The organism is Mesorhizobium sp. B2-3-6, assembly GCF_006442305.1.
GTDB lineage: Bacteria > Pseudomonadota > Alphaproteobacteria > Rhizobiales > Rhizobiaceae > Mesorhizobium.
In genome coordinates, this window is sequence record NZ_VFVW01000002.1 from 202,531 (window position 1) to 221,860 (window position 19,330).

The window sequence follows — 19,330 nt, forward strand, 5'->3', positions numbered from 1 at the left end:
GCTTCGCTGGCGGGCCAACTGGTTGGACGTCAACAGCGCGAGTGGCATCGGCTCCCCACTCCGACCTCTACCCGTTTTTCGGCAGCAGGTCAGGCCTGCCCGTGTCGATAAAGGGCGCCCAGTAGTCGACCGATTCGCGGATCATGGCGACCACCTGGTGGTCGACCGGTTCGCGCTCGCGAAACGACAGTTCGAGGCAGATCTCGTTGTCGGTGCCGCCGCCGCGCCGCACCGTCTCCAGCAGCTTTTCAGGCGTGATGCGGCCGTCCCTGTTGTGAGCCGCGGTGAACGGCCAATGGCCACCCTTGTTCATCGACGATTGCTTGATGTGGATGATCGGCGACTTCCTGGGGAAAGTCTCGGCCCAGGCATAGGGATCGATATCGGCCGGGTTGCTGGAGGTGACGTCGCCATGGTCGATGTCGACCATCATCTCCAGCGGAATGGCCATCCCGGCCGCGTCGATCGCACCCTGCAGCAGCCGGCAATTCTCGATCGTGTGGCCGAACTCGCGGCCGACTGACATCGGCTCCCAGAACAGGTAGTTAAGCCCGGCCGCGCGGGCGTGTTCGGCGACCTCGCGCCAGCATTCCAGTGCAATGTCGAACAGGCGCGCGCGGCGCGCGGGATCATCATAATCGCGATGGGTGAAGATCGCGAATTGGGTACCCATGCCGCCGGCGCCAAGCTCCGCCGAGATGTCGGCAAAGGTCTTGAACCAGTCGACATAGTAGCGGCGCACGTCCGCGTCTGGATGGCCGAAATGGTTGAGCCGGCCGTAAGGACCGGTCATGCCCGAGGTCACGCGCACGCCCGTGCGGGAGAGTGCGCCACGAAACAGGCGGACGAATTTCACGATCGTCGCCGCCGGCCAGCCCGGATTGACGAATTCATGCGTGAGCTGAATATCCCTGATGCCGATGTCGTAGGCGATGGTATCGACCAGGTCGTCAGGCTCGGCAAAGCGGTTGACCAGCGGATTGGTGTTGAGGGAGAGCGTGAATGCCACGATCGCGATCCTCTCAGCCCTGTCGCGCTACATTGGCGATGATTGCCATCACCCTGCCCTCGCCAGCCGGCTCGCGCACCAGTGTTCGAAGGCCGATCTCTCCTCGGCGGAAAGATGCAGGCCGTGCTTGGTGCGCCGTTCGAGAATGTCGGCCGGTGTCTCAGCCCATTCCAGCTCGAACAAGTAACTGGCCTCGCGCTCGAAGAAATCCTTGCCGAAACATCGCCCGAGTTCCGCGAGCGAACGGGCCGCGCCGACCAGAAGACGTGTCCTGGTGCCGTAGAGCCGGCCGTAGTGCTTGAGCAGCGATGCAGGCATCCATGGATACTCCCGCCCGAGATCGCCTAGAAACTGTTCGAAATCGGCATTGGCGATGTCGCCGCCAGGCAGATGGGCCTTCGCCGTCCAGGGCTTGCCCATCCGGGGGAAGAACGGAGCGATCCTGTCCAGCGCATGCTCGGCGAGCTTGCGGAAGGTGGTGATCTTGCCGCCGAAGACGGACAGCAGCGGCGCCTCAGCATCCGGCGCGTCGAGTTCGAAAATATAGTCGCGGGTCACGGCGCTCGGGTTGTCGGCATTGTCGTCATAGAGCGGCCTGACGCCGGAGAACGAATAGACGACATCGCCGCGCGCGAGGCCGCGCTTGAAATAGCGGTTGACCACCCTGATCAGGTATTCGATCTCGCTCTCATCCGCCGCCACGTCCTCGGGTCGGCCGTCATAGGGAATGTCGGTGGTGCCGATCAAGGCGAGATCGCCCTGATAAGGATTGATGAAGATCACCCGCTTGTCGCTGTTCTGAATGAGGTAAGCTTGGCGGCCCTCCCAGAATTTGGGCACGACGATATGGCTGCCCTTGACCAGGCGGACATTGCGCGTCGAGTTCTGGCCAGCAACGCGGTTGATGATGTCGTTGACCCAAGGGCCGGCGGCATTGACCAGCGCCCGCGCCCGCACGGTGGTTTTCACGCCGGTCTTGCCGTCGCGCATCTCCACCGACCAGAGGCCGCCTTCCCGGCGTGCGGCGGTGCAGGCGGTTCGGGTGAAGATCTTCGCTCCGCGCTCGCGCGCATCCAGCGCATTGATCAGCACGAGACGGGCGTCGTCGACCCAGCAATCGGAATATTCGAAACCGCGCTTGAACTCGTCCTTGATCGGCGCGCCCTCGGGCGCGGTGCGCAGGTCGAGCGTGCGGGTGGCCGGCAGCCGCTTGCGGCCGCCGAGATGGTCGTAGAGGAACAGGCCGAGCCGCACCAGCCAGGCCGGCCGGTCGTCAGGACTGTGCGGCAGCACGAAGCGCATCGGCCAGATGATGTGCGGCGCCGATTCCAGGAGTACCTCGCGCTCGATCAGCGCCTCGCGCACCAGGCGGAACTCGTAATATTCGAGGTAGCGCAGGCCGCCATGGACGAGCTTGCCCGATCGCGAACTGGTGCCTTCCGCCAGATCGTCCTTTTCGCACAGGATGACGGAGAGGCCGCGGCCTGCCGCATCGCGGGCTATGCCGGCGCCGTTGACGCCGCCGCCGATGACGAAAAGGTCGACGATTTCGGGTCCGCCGCTCATCTCGTCACGATCTCGCTGCCGGATTTACACACCATGGCTGCCGCCTCAGCACGGATTGACCGGAGGCAGCCCGGCGATATAGCGGCGCACTTCCTCGGCGGCCTGCTCGGCCGCATAGGTCACGGTGCGCACCGAGGCGCCGGCGATATGCGGCGTCAGCGTCACGTTGGGGAGCTGCAGCAAGGGCCAGTCCGACGGCACAGGCTCGACCGCGAACGTCTCCAGCATGGCGCTGGCGATCTGGCCTGAAACAAGCGCCTCATAGAGTGCGTCATAGTCGACCAGCGGCCCGCGCGCCGTGTTGACGAAGATCACGCCGGGTTTCATCCGCGCGATGGTGTCCTTGCCGATCAGGCCGCGCGTCTCCGGCGTCACCCGCGAATGCAGCGTGACCACGTCGGAGCGGGATAGGAGATCGTCAAGCGCGACCAGTTCGACGCCGGCGTTGCGGTCCTCGGCGCTCAACTGCACATAGGGGTCGCTGACCAGAACGTGGCAGCCGAAAGCGCGCAGCAGCCTGACTACCTTTGTTCCGATATTGCCGTAACCGACGACGCCGACCGTCATCTCGCTAAGCTCGCGGCCGGTGCGGTCGGCGCGGTAGAGATCGCCGCGCCATTCGCCCCTGCGCAGCGCTTCGTGGCCGACCCGGATCAGCCGCGTTTCGGCCAATATCGCGCCGATGGTGAATTCGGCCACGGCGGTCGCGTTGCGGCCGGGCACGTTGACGACGGTGATGCCATGTGTGCGGGCCGCTTCCATGTCGATGTTGATCGGGCCGCCGCGCGACACCGCGACCAGCTTCAGGGCCGGCAGGCGGCGCATCATGCCCTCCGACAATGGTGCAAGCTGGGTGACGAGGATCTCGGCGTCGCCAATGAACTCGACGACCTCGTCGGGACGGCCGAAATACTCCTTGACCTTGTCGAGGCCGAGCGCCGGATCGCCGAATTCCATCGGCTCGTCGGGCCAGGCGGTCTGCAATGTCCTGACATCGAGGTCACCGCTCGCGACCTTCTCGATTTTGGCGCGAAACACCTCCGGAAGCATGAAGTTGTCACCAATGATCGCTATTTTCCTGGGCATACTCGACTTCTCAATTTGCCTGCACCGAAGCCATCGCGCGCCAGACCGGCCGCAGCGCCTGGTGCGCCAACATGTAGGACGGGGTCATCCTGTCGTAGATCGCGGCGAGGTCCCTATCACTCGGCTCCGCCTCGCCAAGCAGCGGCGTCACCCATTCCGCGACGCATTCGTCCATCGACTTGTACAGGCCGACGCAGACCGCGGCTATCATCGCCGCGCCGGCCGCCCCGGCCTCCTCGCGCTGGCTGGTGCGGATGTCTGCGCCGACGGCGGCTCCGAGGATCTTGCGCAGCGCCGGGCTTCGGGCGGCGCCTCCGGTCAGCCGGATCTCGCGCGGCAATGGCCCCATGGCGGCGTAGCAATCGCGCGCGGCGAAGGCCAATCCCTCGAAGACGGCGCGCACCAGGTCGGCATAGCCGTGGCGCGAGGATATGCCGACGAAGCCGGCCCTGGCATTGGCATCGACGAACGGCCCCCGCTCGCCGGCCTCGGACACATAGGGCTGGTAGAGCAGTGAGGCGGGCTGCGAGGCCGCGATCCAGGCATCGACGAGCGCAATCATCTCGCCATTGCTGCGGGTGATGCCTTGCGAGGCGAGGATGCCGGAGGCAAGCCCAAGCACCCAGTCGATGTTGAGCGTCGCCGCCATGTTGGACTGCATCTGCGCGAACACGCCGGGCGCCGGCATGGCCATGGTATAACCGGTCGCGGCCTCGTTGAGCTGCACGTCGTCCGGCGTCTCGGCCAGCCGCATATGCATGCCGGTGGAGCCGATGATTGTGCAGCCGGGCTTGCGTTCGCGGTCGAGCAGGCCGGCGCCAAGCGCGGTGCAGACGACGTCGACATAGCCGAGCACGACCGGCGTGCCGGCAAGCATGCCGGTGGCGGCGGCCGCCGCCTGCGACAGACCGGCGCTGTGCCTGGTGCCGTCTGTGACCGGCGGTAGCAAATGCCTGAGGTCGGCGACGCCGAGCACGTCGAGCACATCCTCGCTATAGTCGCGGGTGCGGAAATCGCCAAAGGTGAAGGTTCCCTCGGAGGGGTCGGTGGCGCGCTCGCCGGTCAGCTTGAAATAGAGCCAGTCCTTGCAATGAAACGCCGTCGCCGCCTTGTCGAGCATTTCAGGCATGTTGCGCTTCATGAACACGAACTGCGAGCCCTGCTGGCAGGCGGCGAGCCCGCTGCCGGTCTTTTCGAAGCGCAGCCGGTCCTCGGGCCGCGCGCGGATCTCCTCGACGACGCCGGCGGCGCGCGCGTCGAGCCAGAGCCAGCCCTTTGCCACCGGCTCGCCCTTGCCGTCGATCAACCAGGTGCCGTCGCCCTGCCCGGTCACTGCGATGGCGATCGTCCGGCTGGCGAGATCGGGCACCTTGTCGGCAAGCTGGCGCAAGGTCGCCGCCGCATCCGCCCATGTGCAAGCCAGATCCTGTTCGGCGCCGCCGCCCGGCAGCGTCTCGTAATGGTTCGGCGTTGCCGCGGCGGCGATCTGCCGGCCTTTCGTGTCGAAGGCGATGGACTTGATGACGGAAGTACCGGCGTCGATACCGATCAAGAGATCACGCATCAGGCGAGCTCCATGCCGTGCGAAATGGCCTCGCCGCTCGCCTGGTCGAAGACATGCAGGTTCTTCGGGTCGATGCTGACATTGATCGGCGCGCCAAGGTCCAGCCGGGTGCGGTCGTGCTCGACCAGGACCAGCGAGCCGCCGGCGAAATCGGCCGCTATATGGGTCTGGTCGCCAAGCCACTGGTTGGCCGAGACCCTGGCGGGAACACCCTCCTTCGAGCGCCGCACCGCATAAGGCCTGATGCCGATGACCACGCGCTCGCGGCTGAGCAGCTGGTCGCGGACCGGAGCGCTGAAGGCGTCCTTGTCGTAGTCCAGCGACAGCCCGTCGGGAAGCCTGAGATTGATGCGGCCGGCGGCCGTCCCGACATAGGCCTCGAAGACGTTCATCGGCGGCTCGCCAACGAAGGTGCCGGTGAACAGGTTCGCCGGACGCTCCTTGATCCTGTCCGGCGTATCGAACTGCTGCAGCACGCCGCCTTCCATCACCGCGATGCGGTCGGCAAGCGCATTGGCCTCGGTCTGGTCGTGCGTGACCAGGATCGCTGTCAAGCCGCGCTCCTTGATGAAATGCTTGATGCGGCCGCGCAGCACGGCGCGAAGCTGCGGCTCGAGCTGCCCCATCGGCTCGTCCAGCAGATGCAAATCGGCGTCGCGGATCAGCGCCCGGCCGAGGCTGGCGCGCTGCTGCTGGCCGCCGGAGATAGAGCTTGGGTAACGCTCCAATATATCCTCGATCTCGAGCAGCTTGGCGATGCTGGCGACCCTGGCCTCGACCTCGCTTCTGGGCAGCCGGGCCGCCTTGAGCGCGAAGGCCATGTTCTCGCGCACCGTCAGCGGCGGGTAGAGCGAATAGCCCTCGAAGGCCATCGCCACGTTGCGCCTGACCGGCGGCAGCGTGTGCACCTGGCGGCCGGCGACCGAGATCGCGCCGCGCGACACCTCCTCGAAGCCGGCGATCATGCGCAAGGTCGAGGTCTTGCCGCAGCCGGACGAACCGAGCAGCGCCACGATCTCGCCCTTGCCGATCTCCATCGTCAGCTTCTTGACGGCGTGGACGCCCCGGTCGATCGGGCCATAGAATTTGTCGACGCCGGAAATGGTGAGTGCGCTCGCGCTCATGCGGCTTCTCCGTTGCGCAAACTGACGACATTCTTCGAGCCGATGCGCTCGCCGCCGGCGCGATCGAACAACAGGGCGCTCTTGCCGTCGACGGCAATGTGGGCCTTGCCTTCGCTGCGGCCCGGTGTTCCGGCCGGCCGCGAAACCAGGATCTCGCGGCCGCGCAACGTGCGCACCAGCGTGACGATCTTTTCGTTGAGCGGGGTTTCGGCCTCGACCGTCACCGGAATGGCGCCGGGTTCATTTTCGCCGACGAAATGCAGTGCTTCCGGCCTGAGCCCGATGATGCAGTCGCGGCCGACCGCGGTCTCGGGAGCCCCGCCGAGATGGACCTGCACATTCGACAGGGCGACATGGATTCCCTTGGCGCCAAGCGCCGGCTTGACGTCGAGCAGGTTGATGGTCGGGTCGCCGAACAGCCGGGCGATCTCGACATTTGCCGGCTCGCGATAGATCTGTTCGGGCGTACCGAGCTGGCTGATGACGCCTTGCGACATGACCGCGATGCGGTCGCCGAGCGCCATGGCTTCCTTATAGTCCTGGGTGACGTAAACGACGGTGGCGCCGCGGTCGGCAAGCAGTCGCGGCAGTTCGAGCCGCATCTCAAAACGCAGCTTGGCGTCGACATTGCGCAAGGGATCGTCGAGCAGCAGCAGCGGCGGCGAGCCGACCAGCGCACGGGCAAGCGCGGTGCGCTGCTTCTGGCCGTTGGAAAGAGCGCGCGGCTTGTGGGAGAGCACATGGGCGATCTTCAACAGCTTGGCGACGCTCTCGACGCCGGCTTTGATCGCTCCCTGCGACGACCGCTTGGCCTCCAGCGGCGTCGCGATGTTGTCGAATGCGCTCATATGCGGAAACAGCGCGAAATTCTGGAACGCCATGCCGACGCCACGAAATTCGGCGTCGACGTCGGTCATGTCCTCGCCGCCGATGAGGATCTTGCCTTCGTCGGGGTCGATGACGCCGGCGACGAGGCGCAGCAGCACCGTCTTGCCGGCGCCGGAGGGTCCGAACAGGACCAGCGTCTCACCGTCGGCGACGGTCAGCGAAAGATTGTCAAGCACGGTCTGGCTCTTGTAGCGCTTGACGAGGTTTCTGAGTTCGAGGCTGGCCATGGAACTACCCCTTCACCGCGCCGAGCGACAGGCCTTCGACCAGATAGCGCTGTGCATAGAGGGCGAGCGCCAGCGTCGGCGTGATCGACAGGACGATGGCCGCCGAGATCTGGCCGTACTGGATGCCCGAGGAGGTGATGAAGGCGAGCGCGCCGACCGTCACCGGCTGCTTGTCGGCCGACGCCAGCACCAGCGCGAAGACGAAATTGTTCCAGGCGAAGATGAAGGCAAGCAGGCCGGCAGCGGCGATGCCGGGGCCGGCGAGCGGCAGCGCGATCTTGCGGAAGGTGGCAAACCAGGAATGGCCGCCGATGCGATAGGCATATTCGATGTCGGCCGGAATATCCTCGAAATAGCCGCGCACGATCCACAGGATCAGCGGCAGGCAGATCAGCTGGTAGACCCAGATCAGCCCGATATAGGTGTTGGCCAGCCCGAGCTTCTGGAAATAGAGCGTGAGCGGCAACAGCACCAGCAGGGCCGGCGCGAACCTGAACGACAGCAGCGTGAAGGCGATGTCCTCCGAACCGCGGAACTTGTGCCGAGCGAAGGCGTAGGCCGCCGGGACGCCGAGCAGCAGCGAGACCGCCACCGAGGTCACCGACAGGAACACCGAATTCCACAGGTTGCGCATGAAGGCGATGTCGAGCGTGCCGGCGGCGGTCGTCAGCTTGCCGGTGATCAGCGCTGTGTAATTGGCAAGCGTCGGCTCGAAGACCAGCTGCGGCGGAATGCGCAGGATGGTCTCGTTGGTCTGGAACGACATCATCAGGATCCAGATGATCGGGAACATGAAGAAGATCACGACCAGCGTGAGTGCCGCGCCGCGCAGGGTGCGTTCAAGCAAGGAGGTGTGTTCCATGGCTGGCTCCTCCTATGCCTGGCCACGGGCGCGCTCGCGCAGCCTGAGCCAGTTCTTGATGAAGATGTTGGAGAGGAAATAGGTGATCGCCCACAGGATGATCATCAGCGCCGCCGAGCGGCCGACATTGGTCGACTGGAAGAAGTTGAGATAGGCCTCGACCTGGAAGACGGTCAGCGTGTCGCCCGGTCCTCCTTGCGTCATGGCGTAGATGATGTCGAACTGCTGGATGGAATCGAGCAGGCGGAACAAAGTCGCCGTCAGGATATACGGCGTCAGCATCGGCAGCGTGATGCGGAAGAAGACGAAGCTCCTCGGCACGCCATCGAGGGCCGCGGCCTCGAAGGGCTGCGTCGGCAGGCTGCGCAGGCCGGCAAGCAGCAGGATCATGATGAAGGGCGTGTAGACCCAGATATCGACGAGAACGACGGTGAACAAAGCCGTCGACGGCGACGAGGCCCAGCGGAAATCCTGTAAGCCGATGAGGCTGGCAAGATAGCTCAGCACGCCGAAGCCGGGATTGGTCATCAGCTTCCACATCAGCGCGGCCAGTGCCGGCGCCGTCATCAGCGGCATCAGCAGCATGATCGAGATGAAGTTGTTCAGGGTCGATCGCTTCTGCAAAAGCAGCGCGATGGCCAGGCCGAGAAGCAGTTCCAGCACCACCGTGGTGCCGGCATAGAGCAGCGAGATCTTGAGCGTGTTCCAGAACTTCGGATCGGTGAAGAAGGAGATGTAGTTGTCGCCCCAGTTGAACTGCCGCGCCCAGGGCTGGCTCAGCCGATAGCGCTGGAAGGAATAGACGACCGAGGTCAGGAACGGAATCAGGATGCCGATGCAGACCAGCAGAGCCGGCAGGCTGAGCACGTAGGGCAGCACTCTCTTGCTGATCCTGAAGCCCGAGGGCTTGGGCCTTTGCGATACCACCGCAGTCATCGTGCTGCTCCGTTGTCCCTGTCGCTCCGCCTTGCCGGCCGCCCAAGGGAGCAAGGCGGCCGGTCGGGCGAATTGGCGGCCACCTTACGGCCCCGCGTCGCAATCTTGAAAAGGTCAGGTGAGGACCGGCCTGCCAAGGCTGGCCGGTCCTCCATTACATCTAGCCGAGGCCGGCTTCCTTGAGCTGGCCGTTGATGCTTTCGGCCAGCTTGTCGAGACCCTCGTCCACCGGCACTTCCTTGGCCACCATCTTTTGCAGCGTCGCCGCCCATTCGGTGGTGAGATCGAAGAACAGCGGCTGCGCCGTGAACTTGATCGAGGCGCCCGGCGCCGAGGCGTCGAACATTTCGACATAACCGGGATAGCTCTTGTTCAGCTTCTCGCGGAACGTCTCATCCTTCCAGACCGACTGGCGGACCGGATTGACGAAATCCATCTTGGTGGCGCCGAACAGAGCATGCTCGGGTCCGGAGGCCCACTGCATGAAGTACCACGTGGCGTCCTTGTCCTTGGAGAAGTTGGACATCGACAGCGACCAGATCCAGATGTTCGGCGTTGGCGCCTTGGCCTCCGGGTTGGCCTTGAAGGCGGCAAAGGCAAGCTTGCCGGCCATCTTGTTGTCGCCGCCATTCATGAAGTAGCCGAGGATGTCGGCGTCGAAGATCATCGCCGAGGCGCCGGCGCCGAGATCGGCGCCGACCTGGTACCAGGTGTAGGTCGACCAGTCCTTCGGACCGCTTTCCTGGATCATCTGCACCCATTGCTTGTGGAAAGCCTTGGACTGGGCGGTGTTCATGGCGGCCGACAATTTGCCGTCGGCCGACACGTTCAGGTCCTTCTGGTCGAAATTGGCGTAGGCCGAAAGGAAACCCGGATGGATCGTCGCCCAGGAGCGCGACCCGCGCACGCCAATGCCGTAGACGCCGCCGCCGACATCCTTGGTGAGCTTGGCGGCCGCGGCCACCATCTCGTCCATATTGCCGGGAACCTTGACGCCTGCCTTGTCGAACATCCCCTTGTTGTAGGTGATGTTGTTTTGTTCGAAGCCCCACGGAATGCACCATTGCTTGGCGTCTTCGGACCCCAGGGCCCCGCCCGGCTTGCCGTTCCAGGCGCAGGAGTTCTTGACGCCGGGCAGGAAGTCATCCCAGGCATAGTTGGGGTTGGTCTTGGCCGGATCCTTGATCCATTCATTGAGGTCGGTGATCCAGCCGGCTGGGCCGTAGGTCCAGGTCATATAGGCGCCGGTCATGAAGGCATCGTATTCGGGCGAGCTCGCCGACAACGCGGCCGTGACCTTGTCGAAATAGACGTCTTCCGGGAACACGTCGTAGACGACATTCATGCCGGTCAACTGCTTGAAGTTTTCGAGGTTGGCGATCATCGCATCCGCATAGGGATGCTTGTTGAGCAGGAGCTTGATGGTCTTGCCCTGGTGCGCCTTCCAGTCGAAGTCGGCGGCCAGCGCCCGGGTCTGCCCAAAATTGAGCAGCGTACCGGCCGTGCCGGCGGCAAGGCCCATCGCACCCAGGCCCTTGATCAGCCCACGACGGTCGACTTGTCCGCGCAGGAAAGCGTCAATGAGGTCTTTCTCTTTCTCATGCATTTGGTCTTCTCCTCCACAGGGTAGTTTTAACTGAACCGACGCCGGCTACCCGACTGGCGTCTCCTCCACGAGCGATCGCGCTGTCCGCTCATCAGTTATCAGGCCCTTGAGATAGCGGCCCTCCAGCACCGCTTTGACGGCTCGAACCTTGACCTTGCCGCCGGCGACCGCGACGATCCGGCGGCTGGCGATGTCCTCGCGCGCCAGCGCCAGCGCCCGATTGGAAAGGGTTGTCGCCACCGCTTTGCCGGCATCGTCGAAGAAATGGCCGAGCAATTCGCCGACGCCGCCATTGCGGCGGATCTCCTCCATCTCGCCCTTCTCGATCATGCCGGTGGCGACGAGCGAGGCTTCGCGTTCGGCCGTGCCGATGCCGGCAAACAAAAGGTCGGCGGATCTTGCGAGATCGAAAACCTCGCTGATGCCCTTCTGTCCCAGCAACACCGCGCGGTCGTCCACCGTGTTGGCGAACATTGGCACCGGCATCACATAGGCTTCGGCGCCGGTGCGCTCGGCGAGGCGGTGAATGACGTCATGCGGGTTGGCCGAGAACTTCCGCGTCAAGCCGCCGAGCAGCGAAACGAAGCGGATCTTGTCTGTCGAGCTGCGCGGCAGGTATTCCACGCAGGCGGCGAGCGTGCGGCCATGGCCGACGCCGATCAGCGCCTGCTCGCCGCGTTCGATCTCACGCTTGAGGAATTGCGCGCCGGCGATGCCGAGCGCCTTGAGCGGCAACTCCTCGGAATCGAAATCGGGAACCACCTCGCAATAATCGAGGCCGTAGCGGCGCGACAGCTCGTCCTCGAGCTCGACGCATTCCGAGACTTCGCCGTCGATATAGACCTTCACCAGCCCTTCCTGATTGGCCTTGGTGATCAGGCGGTGGGCCTTGAGGCTGGTCAGCCCGAGGCGCTTGGCAACCTCGGATTGGGTCAGGCCGCCGGCGTAATGAAGCCAGGCGGCGCGTGCCGCCATGCCGGTTTCATCATCGCGCAAGAGGCCGTTTCCAAATCCAACCACGTTCCGCCCTCTGATATTTTTTTCAGGTTCTGCAAAATTTTTCACATGGACGCATCGGAGTCAAGCGCCAAGCGCCTGCAAACGCTGATTTTCAATGAGAATGGACGAGCGAACACCGGGCGTGGCACCGGTCAGGGTAACAGCGGCAGCGAAAGCGCAGGAACCCGATCACCATCGCCGCCGTCCAGGTGAAGCGGCGGCGCCCAGCATTCGCCGGTGAGCGGATCGCACTATTCGGCAAGCCGCTTTCGGGTGATCAGCTCCAGGCTGAACTTGGTGGTGCGCCGGCGACGTCGAGGTGCCCGGCAGCGGCCAAGACCGCTGGCGAGCAGCGCCTATTGCAACGTCCGCGCCGCGAATGGCATGGAATGGTCGTGCGCCATGCCGGCATCGGCATCTTCCACGCCGAGCCCGCGGTCGAGGCCGGTGGCCACCACCGAAACCCTGAACCGGCCTTCCATGCTCTTGTCGAAGATGGCGCCGACGATGATGTCGGCGTCTTCATAGACCTCTTCACGGATTCTCGTGGCGGCCTCGTCGACCTCGAACAGGGTCATGTCGCGGCCGCCGGAAATCGAGACCAGCACGCCCTTGGCGCCCTTCATCGACATTTCGTCCAGCAGCGGGTTGGCGATGGCGGCTTCCGCCGCCTTCATCGCCCGGCTATCGCCTGACGCCTCGCCGGTTCCCATCATGGCGCGGCCCATGCCGCGCATCACCGATTTGACGTCGGCGAAGTCGAGGTTGATCAGGCCTTCCTTGACGATGAGATCGGTGATGCAGCTGACGCCGGCATAGAGCACCCGGTCGGCGATGACGAAGGCATCGGCGAATGTGGTCTTGTCGTCAGCGATCCGGAACAGGTTCTGGTTGGGGATGACGATCACGGTGTCGGCGCTTTCGCGCAGCCGCTCGATGCCCTCTTCGGCCATCTGCATGCGGCGCCTGCCCTCGAAAGTGAACGGCTTGGTGACGACGCCGACCGTCAGGATGCCTGCCTTGCGCGCCGCCTGGGCGATGACCGGCGCGGCGCCGGTTCCGGTGCCGCCGCCCATTCCGGCGGTGACGAAGCACATGTGGGTGCCGGCCAGATGGTCCATAATCTCGTCCAGCGATTCCTCGGCCGCGGCGCGGCCGATCTCGGGAAGCGATCCGGCGCCCAGCCCTTCGGTTACATGCGCGCCGAGTTGGATCAGCCGCGTCGCCTTGGACATGGTGAGTGCCTGCGCGTCTGTGTTGGCGGCAATGAATTCGGTGCCCTGAAGCTGCTCGGCGATCATGTTGTTGATGGCGTTGCCGCCGCCGCCGCCGACGCCGACAACGGTGATCTTGGGTCTCATCTCGGAGATCTCGGGCTTCTTGAACTCGGCCATGCCTCTTCTCCTTCGCCAGTCGCTCGCGCTTCACGCCCCGCCAGATCGATCACACCGCAAAACGGCAATCGACGCAGAGCGGCGTGACGAATCAGTCCGCTCGGATGGGTGTCCCAAAAAGCCAGAGAGCGGCCAGAGGTGCAAGTGCGGGGAAGGTCAAGATTTGTGATAGGGACGTTTCATATCCCCACGACGGCCGCGCATGCCCGAGAGTGATGCCGGCATCCCGGCTTCACCCTGCGCGCGCCGAGCCCGATGCCGAGCCTTGGCTTTCCACGCTCTTGCCTCTATGTTTCGGTCGCAGATCGCGCAACTGGTTTTGAAATGCCTCCCGACATCCCAGCTAATGACTTGAATAAATAGGGAAACATCCGGCTGCGGCCAGATATGGATCCCGAAAACTCACAAGCCATTTTTACCAGGGACAGCGCGGCCGATCAGGGCTCGGGCACCTTCGAAACCAGAGGTTGGAAATTGGGCGATGCAATTGCGGACGTTCTGAACTGGCTTGAGAGCCGAAACGACATCCAGAGCCTGAGGGCCGCGGTGTGCGACCTCAACGGCATCATGCGGGGAAAGCGCATCCCCGTCGAGCAGGCGCGCAAGGCACTGGAGGGCAAGCTGCGCATGCCCTATTCGCTGATCGGGCTGGACATCTGGGGCGAGGATATCGAAGGCAACGCGCTGGTGTTCTCGACCGGCGACGCAGACGGATTGTGCCAATGGACAGGCCGCGGCATCCTTCCGGTGAACTGGACGGCGCATCCGACCGCCCTCATCCCGCTCTGGCTCGCCGACGAAGGCGGCGCACCGTATCTCGGTGATCCCCGGCGGGCACTGGCCCGTATCCTCGACCGCTACAAGGCTTTGGGCCTGACGCCTGTGGTCGCGACCGAGCTCGAATTCTATCTTGTAGACCCGCAATCGCAGCGACCGGTCGGGCCTGTCTCGCCGGTCACCGGGCGGCGTCTGGATTCCGACGCGGCACTGTCAATCGACGAGATCGACGACTTCGAGGCCTTCATCCACGACATCTACGAAGCCTGCCGAGCACAAGACATTCCCGTCGATACCGCCATTGCCGAGAACGGCGTCGGCCAGTTCGAGATCAATTTGAACCATGTCGCGGACGCGCTGCGGGCGGCCGACGACGCCGTCCTGTTCAAGCGCACGGTGAAGGGCATTGCCCGCAAGCACGGCTTTGCCGCCTGCTTCATGGCCAAGCCTTATGGCGACCGAGCCGGCAACGGCTTCCACGTCCATTTCAGCCTTGTCGACGCCAACGGGCGCAACGTCTTCGACGACGGCACCGACCAGGGCTCCGGCATTATGCGCCACGCTGTCGGCGGACTGCTGGCGGCGATGGCCGAGAGCACGCTGGTGTTCGCGCCGCATTTCAACTCCTACCGCAGGCTCCGGCCGAGATCCTACGCGCCGACCGCCGTCGCCTGGGGTTACGAGAACCGCATGGTCGCGATCCGCATTCCCGGCGGCCCGACTGGTGCGCGCCGGATCGAGCATCGCGTGTCGGGAGCGGACGCCAATCCCTATCTTGTGCTTGCCGCCATACTGGGCGCGGCACTGGTCGGCATCGAAAGGCAGATGTCACCGGGCGACCCAACCGGGAATGATGGGCAAGGCCTTGCCCCGGCCAAGTTGCCGCCGGACTGGGCATCCGCGATCGCGGCCTTTGAAAGCGGGACGCATGTGGCGGAGATCTTCCCGGCGATCCTGCGCCACTCTTTCATCGCCTGCAAACGCCAGGAACTGAATACATTCGCGCTCAACGTCAGCGACTTCGAGATCGAGACCTATCTCGAAAGCGTCTGAGGCTGCGCTGACCGACAGCAGCGGCGTCGGTTCAGCACGACCTTCGAACGCAAGGGCTTGCGGTGCTGTCGCTGACCGGGCATAAACATGATCTTTTCTATCATGTTTATGCCCGGGATAAGCAGAATTGACCTTCGTCGCGCGCATGGAGAGCCGGATTCAGGGATTTGCCGTGATCGGCGAGCTGAAATGGCACGTCTGGGACGGCGTCGTCGCCGACCTCTGGGATGTCTCATGCGGTGACAATGCCGAGGGTTATTACGTCTCTCCCGACCCCCGGCTGTTCGTCGCTCTCGATATCGACGGCGACGGTGCCTTCGTCGTCGAAGGCGCCCAGGGCGAACCGCGCCGCCACAACCAAGCGTTTTCCATAGCCTATATACCGGCCGGGGTGCCGATCCGCGGCCGCGTCGAAGGACTCAAACGGATCAGGCATCTCGACCTTCATTTCGACGCGGCGACACTGACCCGCCGCTTCGGCCGCAGCCTCGATCGCGATGCCTTGCAGATATCGCGCCTCCAGTTTCGCGATGATCGGATCGCTACGCTTGCCGGGCTTATCGCCGCTGAATGCGGCAGCGAGTGGAACCTGCATGATCTTTATGGCGAAGGTCTGCTCAACGCCTTGTTCGCATGCCTTTTCCAGATAGACCGGCCAAGTGCCGCCAGGCGCCGGTCGCCCCTGCCCCGCCGCAAACTGCGCCTCGTCACGGATTACATCGACGCCCACTGCCTGGACAGGATCCGCCTTGCTGATCTTGCCGCGCTGACCGGCCTGTCCGAAACCGCGATGAGCCATGCCTTCAAGGCAGCAACGGGCGTGCCGCCGCATCGCTGGCAGATGCAGGCGCGGATCGACAGGGCAAAGGCGATGATGGCGCATGAGGCTGCCTCGCTTGGCGACATCGCCCAGGCCACCGGCTTCTTCGACCAGGCGCACCTTACCCGCGTGTTCAAGTCCGTGGTCGGATTGACCCCGGGTGCGTGGATGAAGAGCGCCGGCCGCCGGTGACATTTCCGCAACACGGCACCGCGATATCAGTGGTTTGGACAAGAATGGACAAGCCGCCCAAATCAGTCCAATGATCCGTTGATAAGTTGAGGTAAAACATCAAGTATCTCAACGACGACAGGCGGGGACTTTCCTGATGAGCAGAATTTACCGGATCAAGGCGCTTCTGGCGGCTGGCGTCGCCGCTGCCGCGACGATCCCGCCAATGCCGGCGTTCGCGCAGACGGCGCAATCCAGCACCCAGCTCGAACCGGTCGTGGTCGAGGGCGAGGCCGGAGACAGCGCGACCGGGCCGGTCGACGGCGTCGTCGCCAAGACAACCAGAACCGGCTCCAAGACAGCGACCGACATCAAGGAGGTCCCGCAATCCGTCTCAGTGGTCGGACGGCAGGAGATCGAGGATCAGGGTGCACAGAAAGCTGACGAGGCGCTGCGCTACACCGCCGGCGTCTTTGCCCAACCCTTCGGTCCCGACAGCGACACCAACTGGATGTACATTCGCGGCTTCGATGCAACGGCCACCGGCACCTACATGGATGGCCTCCAGCTGTTCAGTTATGGTTTCGGCGGTTTCTATGTCGACAGCTTCGGCCTTGAGCGCATCGAAGTGCTGAAGGGGCCGGCCTCGGTGCTTTATGGCGGCAGCAATCCGGGCGGCCTGGTCAACTATGTCAGCAAGCGCCCGGATTTCGAACGCACGCGCTATGTCGAAACCGGCATCAACGATGCCGGCAATGTCTATCTCGGCTTCGACATCGGCGATGTCGCCAGCAACGGCACGGTCAGCTACCGGATGACGGGCAAGGTCGCCGGCGGCGATACCTACAGCGACCTGCAGAACGGCTGGCGCGGCTTCATCTCGCCGAGCATTAGCTGGAAGCCAGACGAAGCGACCACGCTAACCATACTGGCCAATTACAGCCACATCGACGAGAACCATAATGGCGGCAGCTTCCTGCCCTACGATGGCACCGTGGTCGATCACATTGTCGGCGGCGTGAACTATGGCCGCATCGATCCCGATGCGAACTTCACGGAGCCGAGCATCGATCTCTACAAGCGCGAACAGGACTCCCTCGGCTACGAGTTCGAGCACACGTTCGACAACGACTGGACCGTTCGCTCCAGCGCCCGTTTCACCGCCGCCGACATCGACGAGGTCAGCGTCTATCCGAACGGCTGGTCAACCATCGGAGGGCCGACCGAGCTGGCGCGCATCAATTTCGATCACGACACCACGGCCAAGACGTTCCTCGCCGACAACCAGATCGAAGGCAAGGTGGCAACCGGTGCGATCGAACATACGATCCTCGCTGGCGTCGATTTCAAATATTACAACATCGACCAGGTACAGTCTTCCGGCCTCTACGATCCCAATTATGACAATCCGATCGACGCTTTCGATCCGGTGTACGGTTCGCCGCTGACGCCTCGCGTCAGCTATCTCAATCAGGACCTGACGCAGAAGCAGCTTGGCTTCTATGCACAGGATCAAATGCGCTTCGGCGATGGTTGGCTGGTGACACTGAACGGCCGCTACGACCGTGGCTGGCTCGAAGCCGACAACCGCCCGACCTATTACTCGGCGGGCTCCAGCACGCAGAGCAGCACGGTTGGCGACTTCTCCGGCCGCGCCGGCCTGGCCTATGAGTTTGCCAACGGCGTAACCCCCTATGCCAGCATCGCCACCTTCTTCAATCCGATCATCGGCACCGATGCGATGGGCAATCTGTTCAAGCCGGAAGAGGGCACGCAATACGAAGTCGGCGTGAAATACGTGCCGACTTTTGTCGATGGCCTGTTCACCCTGTCGCTGTTCGACCTGACCCGCCAGAACGTGCCGTCGAATGTCACTCCCTTCACCCAGATGCAGACCGGCGAGGTGCGTTCACGCGGCGTCGAACTCGAAGGCAAGGTGAACGTGACGGAGGATTTCCGGGTTACCGGTGCATTCACAGCTTACGACATCGACATCACCAAGGACGCCAACCCGGCGCTCATCGGCAAGACGCCTTTCATCGTGCCGGAAGTGATGGCTTCCGCATCGGTCGATTACACCTTCCGTGGCGACTGGTATGACGGCATCTCGATTGGCGGCGGTTTGCGCTATATCGGCTCCTCATGGGCAGACAATGAGAATACAGCGAAGGTTCCGGCGGTAACGCTGGCCGACCTGAAGCTCGGCTACGAGAAAGAGAACTGGGGCGTCGACCTCAACATCACCAACCTTTTCGACAAGAGCTATGTGTCGAGTTGCCAGACAACGCTCACCTGCTCCTACGGCGAAGGCCGCTCCTTCAAGCTGAAGGCGCACACGAGTTGGTAGTCATGGACCGAACCCACCGGCGATGATCCATCCGCCCAACAGACGGCAGGTGCTTGCGCTAACGGCCGCGGCCTTGCTGCCGCCGGTTGCCGGCAGGACTGCGACCCCAAATGTTGCCGCGATCGATTGGGGCATGCTGGAAACGCTTCTGGCGCTCGGCGTCGAGCCGGCGGCGGCGACCGAACTGATCCAGTTCCGCAGGATTGCGGTCGAGCCTGCCGTTCCCCAAACCGTGACCGATCTCGGACTGCGCGGCACGCCCAACTACGAGCTGTTGCGCATCGTCGCGCCGGACCTGATCGTCATCTCCAATTTCTACGAGTACCAACGCCCGATTCTGGAACGCATAGCGCCGGTGTTCGCGCAAACCGTCTACGAGGCCGGAGTACCGCCCTACGCTCTTGCCGAGGCAGCGACGCTGGCGCTGGGCGAGAAGCTCGGACGACCGGCCGAGGCGAAGCGTTACCTCGACGAAACCGCCGACGACATAGCGCGGCGTCGCGCCGCCTTGCCAACAACGTCTGCCCGGCCGGTCTTTGTCATCAGCCTCGGCGATTCCAGGCACTTCCGCGCCTTCGGCCGCGACTCCATGTTCGGTGACGTGCTCACACGGCTCGGCCTGGTCAATGCCTGGTCCGAAGAGACAAGTTACAGCGCGGCAGCACCCGTTGGCCTGGAGGCGCTGGCGCGGGTGCCCGAGGCCTCCATCCTGATCGTCTCGCCCTTGCCGGCGGATGTCGGGCGCTCGCTTCCCACCAATGCGTTGTGGAACGCGCTGCCGGCCGTGAGCAAAGGCCGCGTCGCGGTGCTCGAAGCGATCAACCATTTCGGCTGCCTGCCGTCGGCGCGCCGCTTCGCGCGGCTGGCGACGGCGGCGCTTGCGGGTCATGCTTCGTGACGG

At 63.8% G+C, this 19,330-nt stretch carries 15 protein-coding genes; 4 read left to right on the forward strand and 11 right to left on the reverse strand.

Annotated features, from left to right (window positions below):
• Positions 1–67: 67 nt before the first annotated feature.
• The 11 genes from FJ953_RS06690 to ftsZ all read right to left on the reverse strand — a co-directional run bounded on the left by FJ953_RS06690 (position 68) and on the right by ftsZ (position 13,261).
• A complete protein-coding gene (locus tag FJ953_RS06690; RefSeq protein ID WP_140623640.1) occupies positions 68–1,009 on the reverse strand; it encodes a TIM barrel protein in 942 nt (313 codons plus the stop codon).
• A gap of 48 nt (positions 1,010–1,057) precedes the next feature.
• Positions 1,058–2,575, reverse strand: a complete 1,518-nt coding sequence (locus FJ953_RS06695) for a glycerol-3-phosphate dehydrogenase (protein WP_140623642.1) — start codon at positions 2,573–2,575, stop codon at positions 1,058–1,060.
• A gap of 45 nt (positions 2,576–2,620) precedes the next feature.
• Positions 2,621–3,661, reverse strand: a complete 1,041-nt coding sequence (locus FJ953_RS06700) for a 2-hydroxyacid dehydrogenase (RefSeq protein ID WP_140580656.1) — start codon at positions 3,659–3,661, stop codon at positions 2,621–2,623.
• 10 nt (positions 3,662–3,671) lie between these two features.
• A complete protein-coding gene (locus FJ953_RS06705) occupies positions 3,672–5,225 on the reverse strand; it encodes an FGGY-family carbohydrate kinase (RefSeq protein WP_140623644.1) in 1,554 nt (517 codons plus the stop codon).
• Positions 5,225–6,349 (reverse strand): ABC transporter ATP-binding protein, encoded by a 1,125-nt coding sequence (locus FJ953_RS06710; protein ID WP_140559299.1) that lies wholly within the window; start codon positions 6,347–6,349, stop codon positions 5,225–5,227. Before FJ953_RS06710 ends, FJ953_RS06705 begins: the two co-directional genes overlap by 1 nt.
• The gene (locus FJ953_RS06715; RefSeq protein ID WP_140623646.1) at positions 6,346–7,464 is read right to left on the reverse strand and encodes an ABC transporter ATP-binding protein; all 1,119 of its coding nucleotides are present in this window, start codon (positions 7,462–7,464) and stop codon (positions 6,346–6,348) included. The genes FJ953_RS06710 and FJ953_RS06715 overlap by 4 nt, the downstream gene beginning before the upstream one ends.
• Before the next feature lie 4 nt (positions 7,465–7,468).
• Positions 7,469–8,326, reverse strand: coding sequence for a carbohydrate ABC transporter permease (locus tag FJ953_RS06720; RefSeq protein ID WP_140623647.1), 858 nt, complete (start codon positions 8,324–8,326; stop codon positions 7,469–7,471).
• A 12-nt stretch (positions 8,327–8,338) separates the two neighbouring features.
• A complete protein-coding gene (locus FJ953_RS06725) occupies positions 8,339–9,262 on the reverse strand; it encodes a sugar ABC transporter permease (RefSeq protein ID WP_013896837.1) in 924 nt (307 codons plus the stop codon).
• A 160-nt stretch (positions 9,263–9,422) separates the two neighbouring features.
• Positions 9,423–10,868, reverse strand: coding sequence for an extracellular solute-binding protein (locus FJ953_RS06730; protein WP_140559298.1), 1,446 nt, complete (start codon positions 10,866–10,868; stop codon positions 9,423–9,425).
• 45 nt (positions 10,869–10,913) lie between these two features.
• Positions 10,914–11,888 (reverse strand): sugar-binding transcriptional regulator, encoded by a 975-nt coding sequence (locus FJ953_RS06735; protein WP_181165158.1) that lies wholly within the window; start codon positions 11,886–11,888, stop codon positions 10,914–10,916.
• 335 nt (positions 11,889–12,223) lie between these two features.
• The gene (ftsZ, locus tag FJ953_RS06740; RefSeq protein WP_140623648.1) at positions 12,224–13,261 is read right to left on the reverse strand and encodes a cell division protein FtsZ; all 1,038 of its coding nucleotides are present in this window, start codon (positions 13,259–13,261) and stop codon (positions 12,224–12,226) included.
• 474 nt (positions 13,262–13,735) lie between these two features.
• Between ftsZ and FJ953_RS06745 the strand changes: the two genes are divergently transcribed.
• From FJ953_RS06745 to FJ953_RS06760, 4 genes are all read left to right on the forward strand, one after another.
• Entirely contained in the window at positions 13,736–15,091 is a 1,356-nt protein-coding gene (locus FJ953_RS06745; RefSeq protein ID WP_140555515.1) for a glutamine synthetase family protein, read from the forward strand.
• A gap of 127 nt (positions 15,092–15,218) precedes the next feature.
• Positions 15,219–16,103, forward strand: coding sequence for an AraC family transcriptional regulator (locus tag FJ953_RS06750; protein ID WP_181165159.1), 885 nt, complete (start codon positions 15,219–15,221; stop codon positions 16,101–16,103).
• Positions 16,104–16,239: 136 nt separating this feature from the next.
• Positions 16,240–18,429 carry a TonB-dependent siderophore receptor gene (locus FJ953_RS06755; RefSeq protein ID WP_140555517.1) on the forward strand — a complete coding sequence of 730 codons (2,190 nt, stop codon included), beginning with the start codon at positions 16,240–16,242 and terminating at the stop codon, positions 18,427–18,429.
• Between the two features lie 49 nt (positions 18,430–18,478).
• A complete protein-coding gene (locus FJ953_RS06760) occupies positions 18,479–19,327 on the forward strand; it encodes an iron-siderophore ABC transporter substrate-binding protein (RefSeq protein ID WP_246674734.1) in 849 nt (282 codons plus the stop codon).
• Positions 19,328–19,330 lie beyond the last annotated feature (3 nt).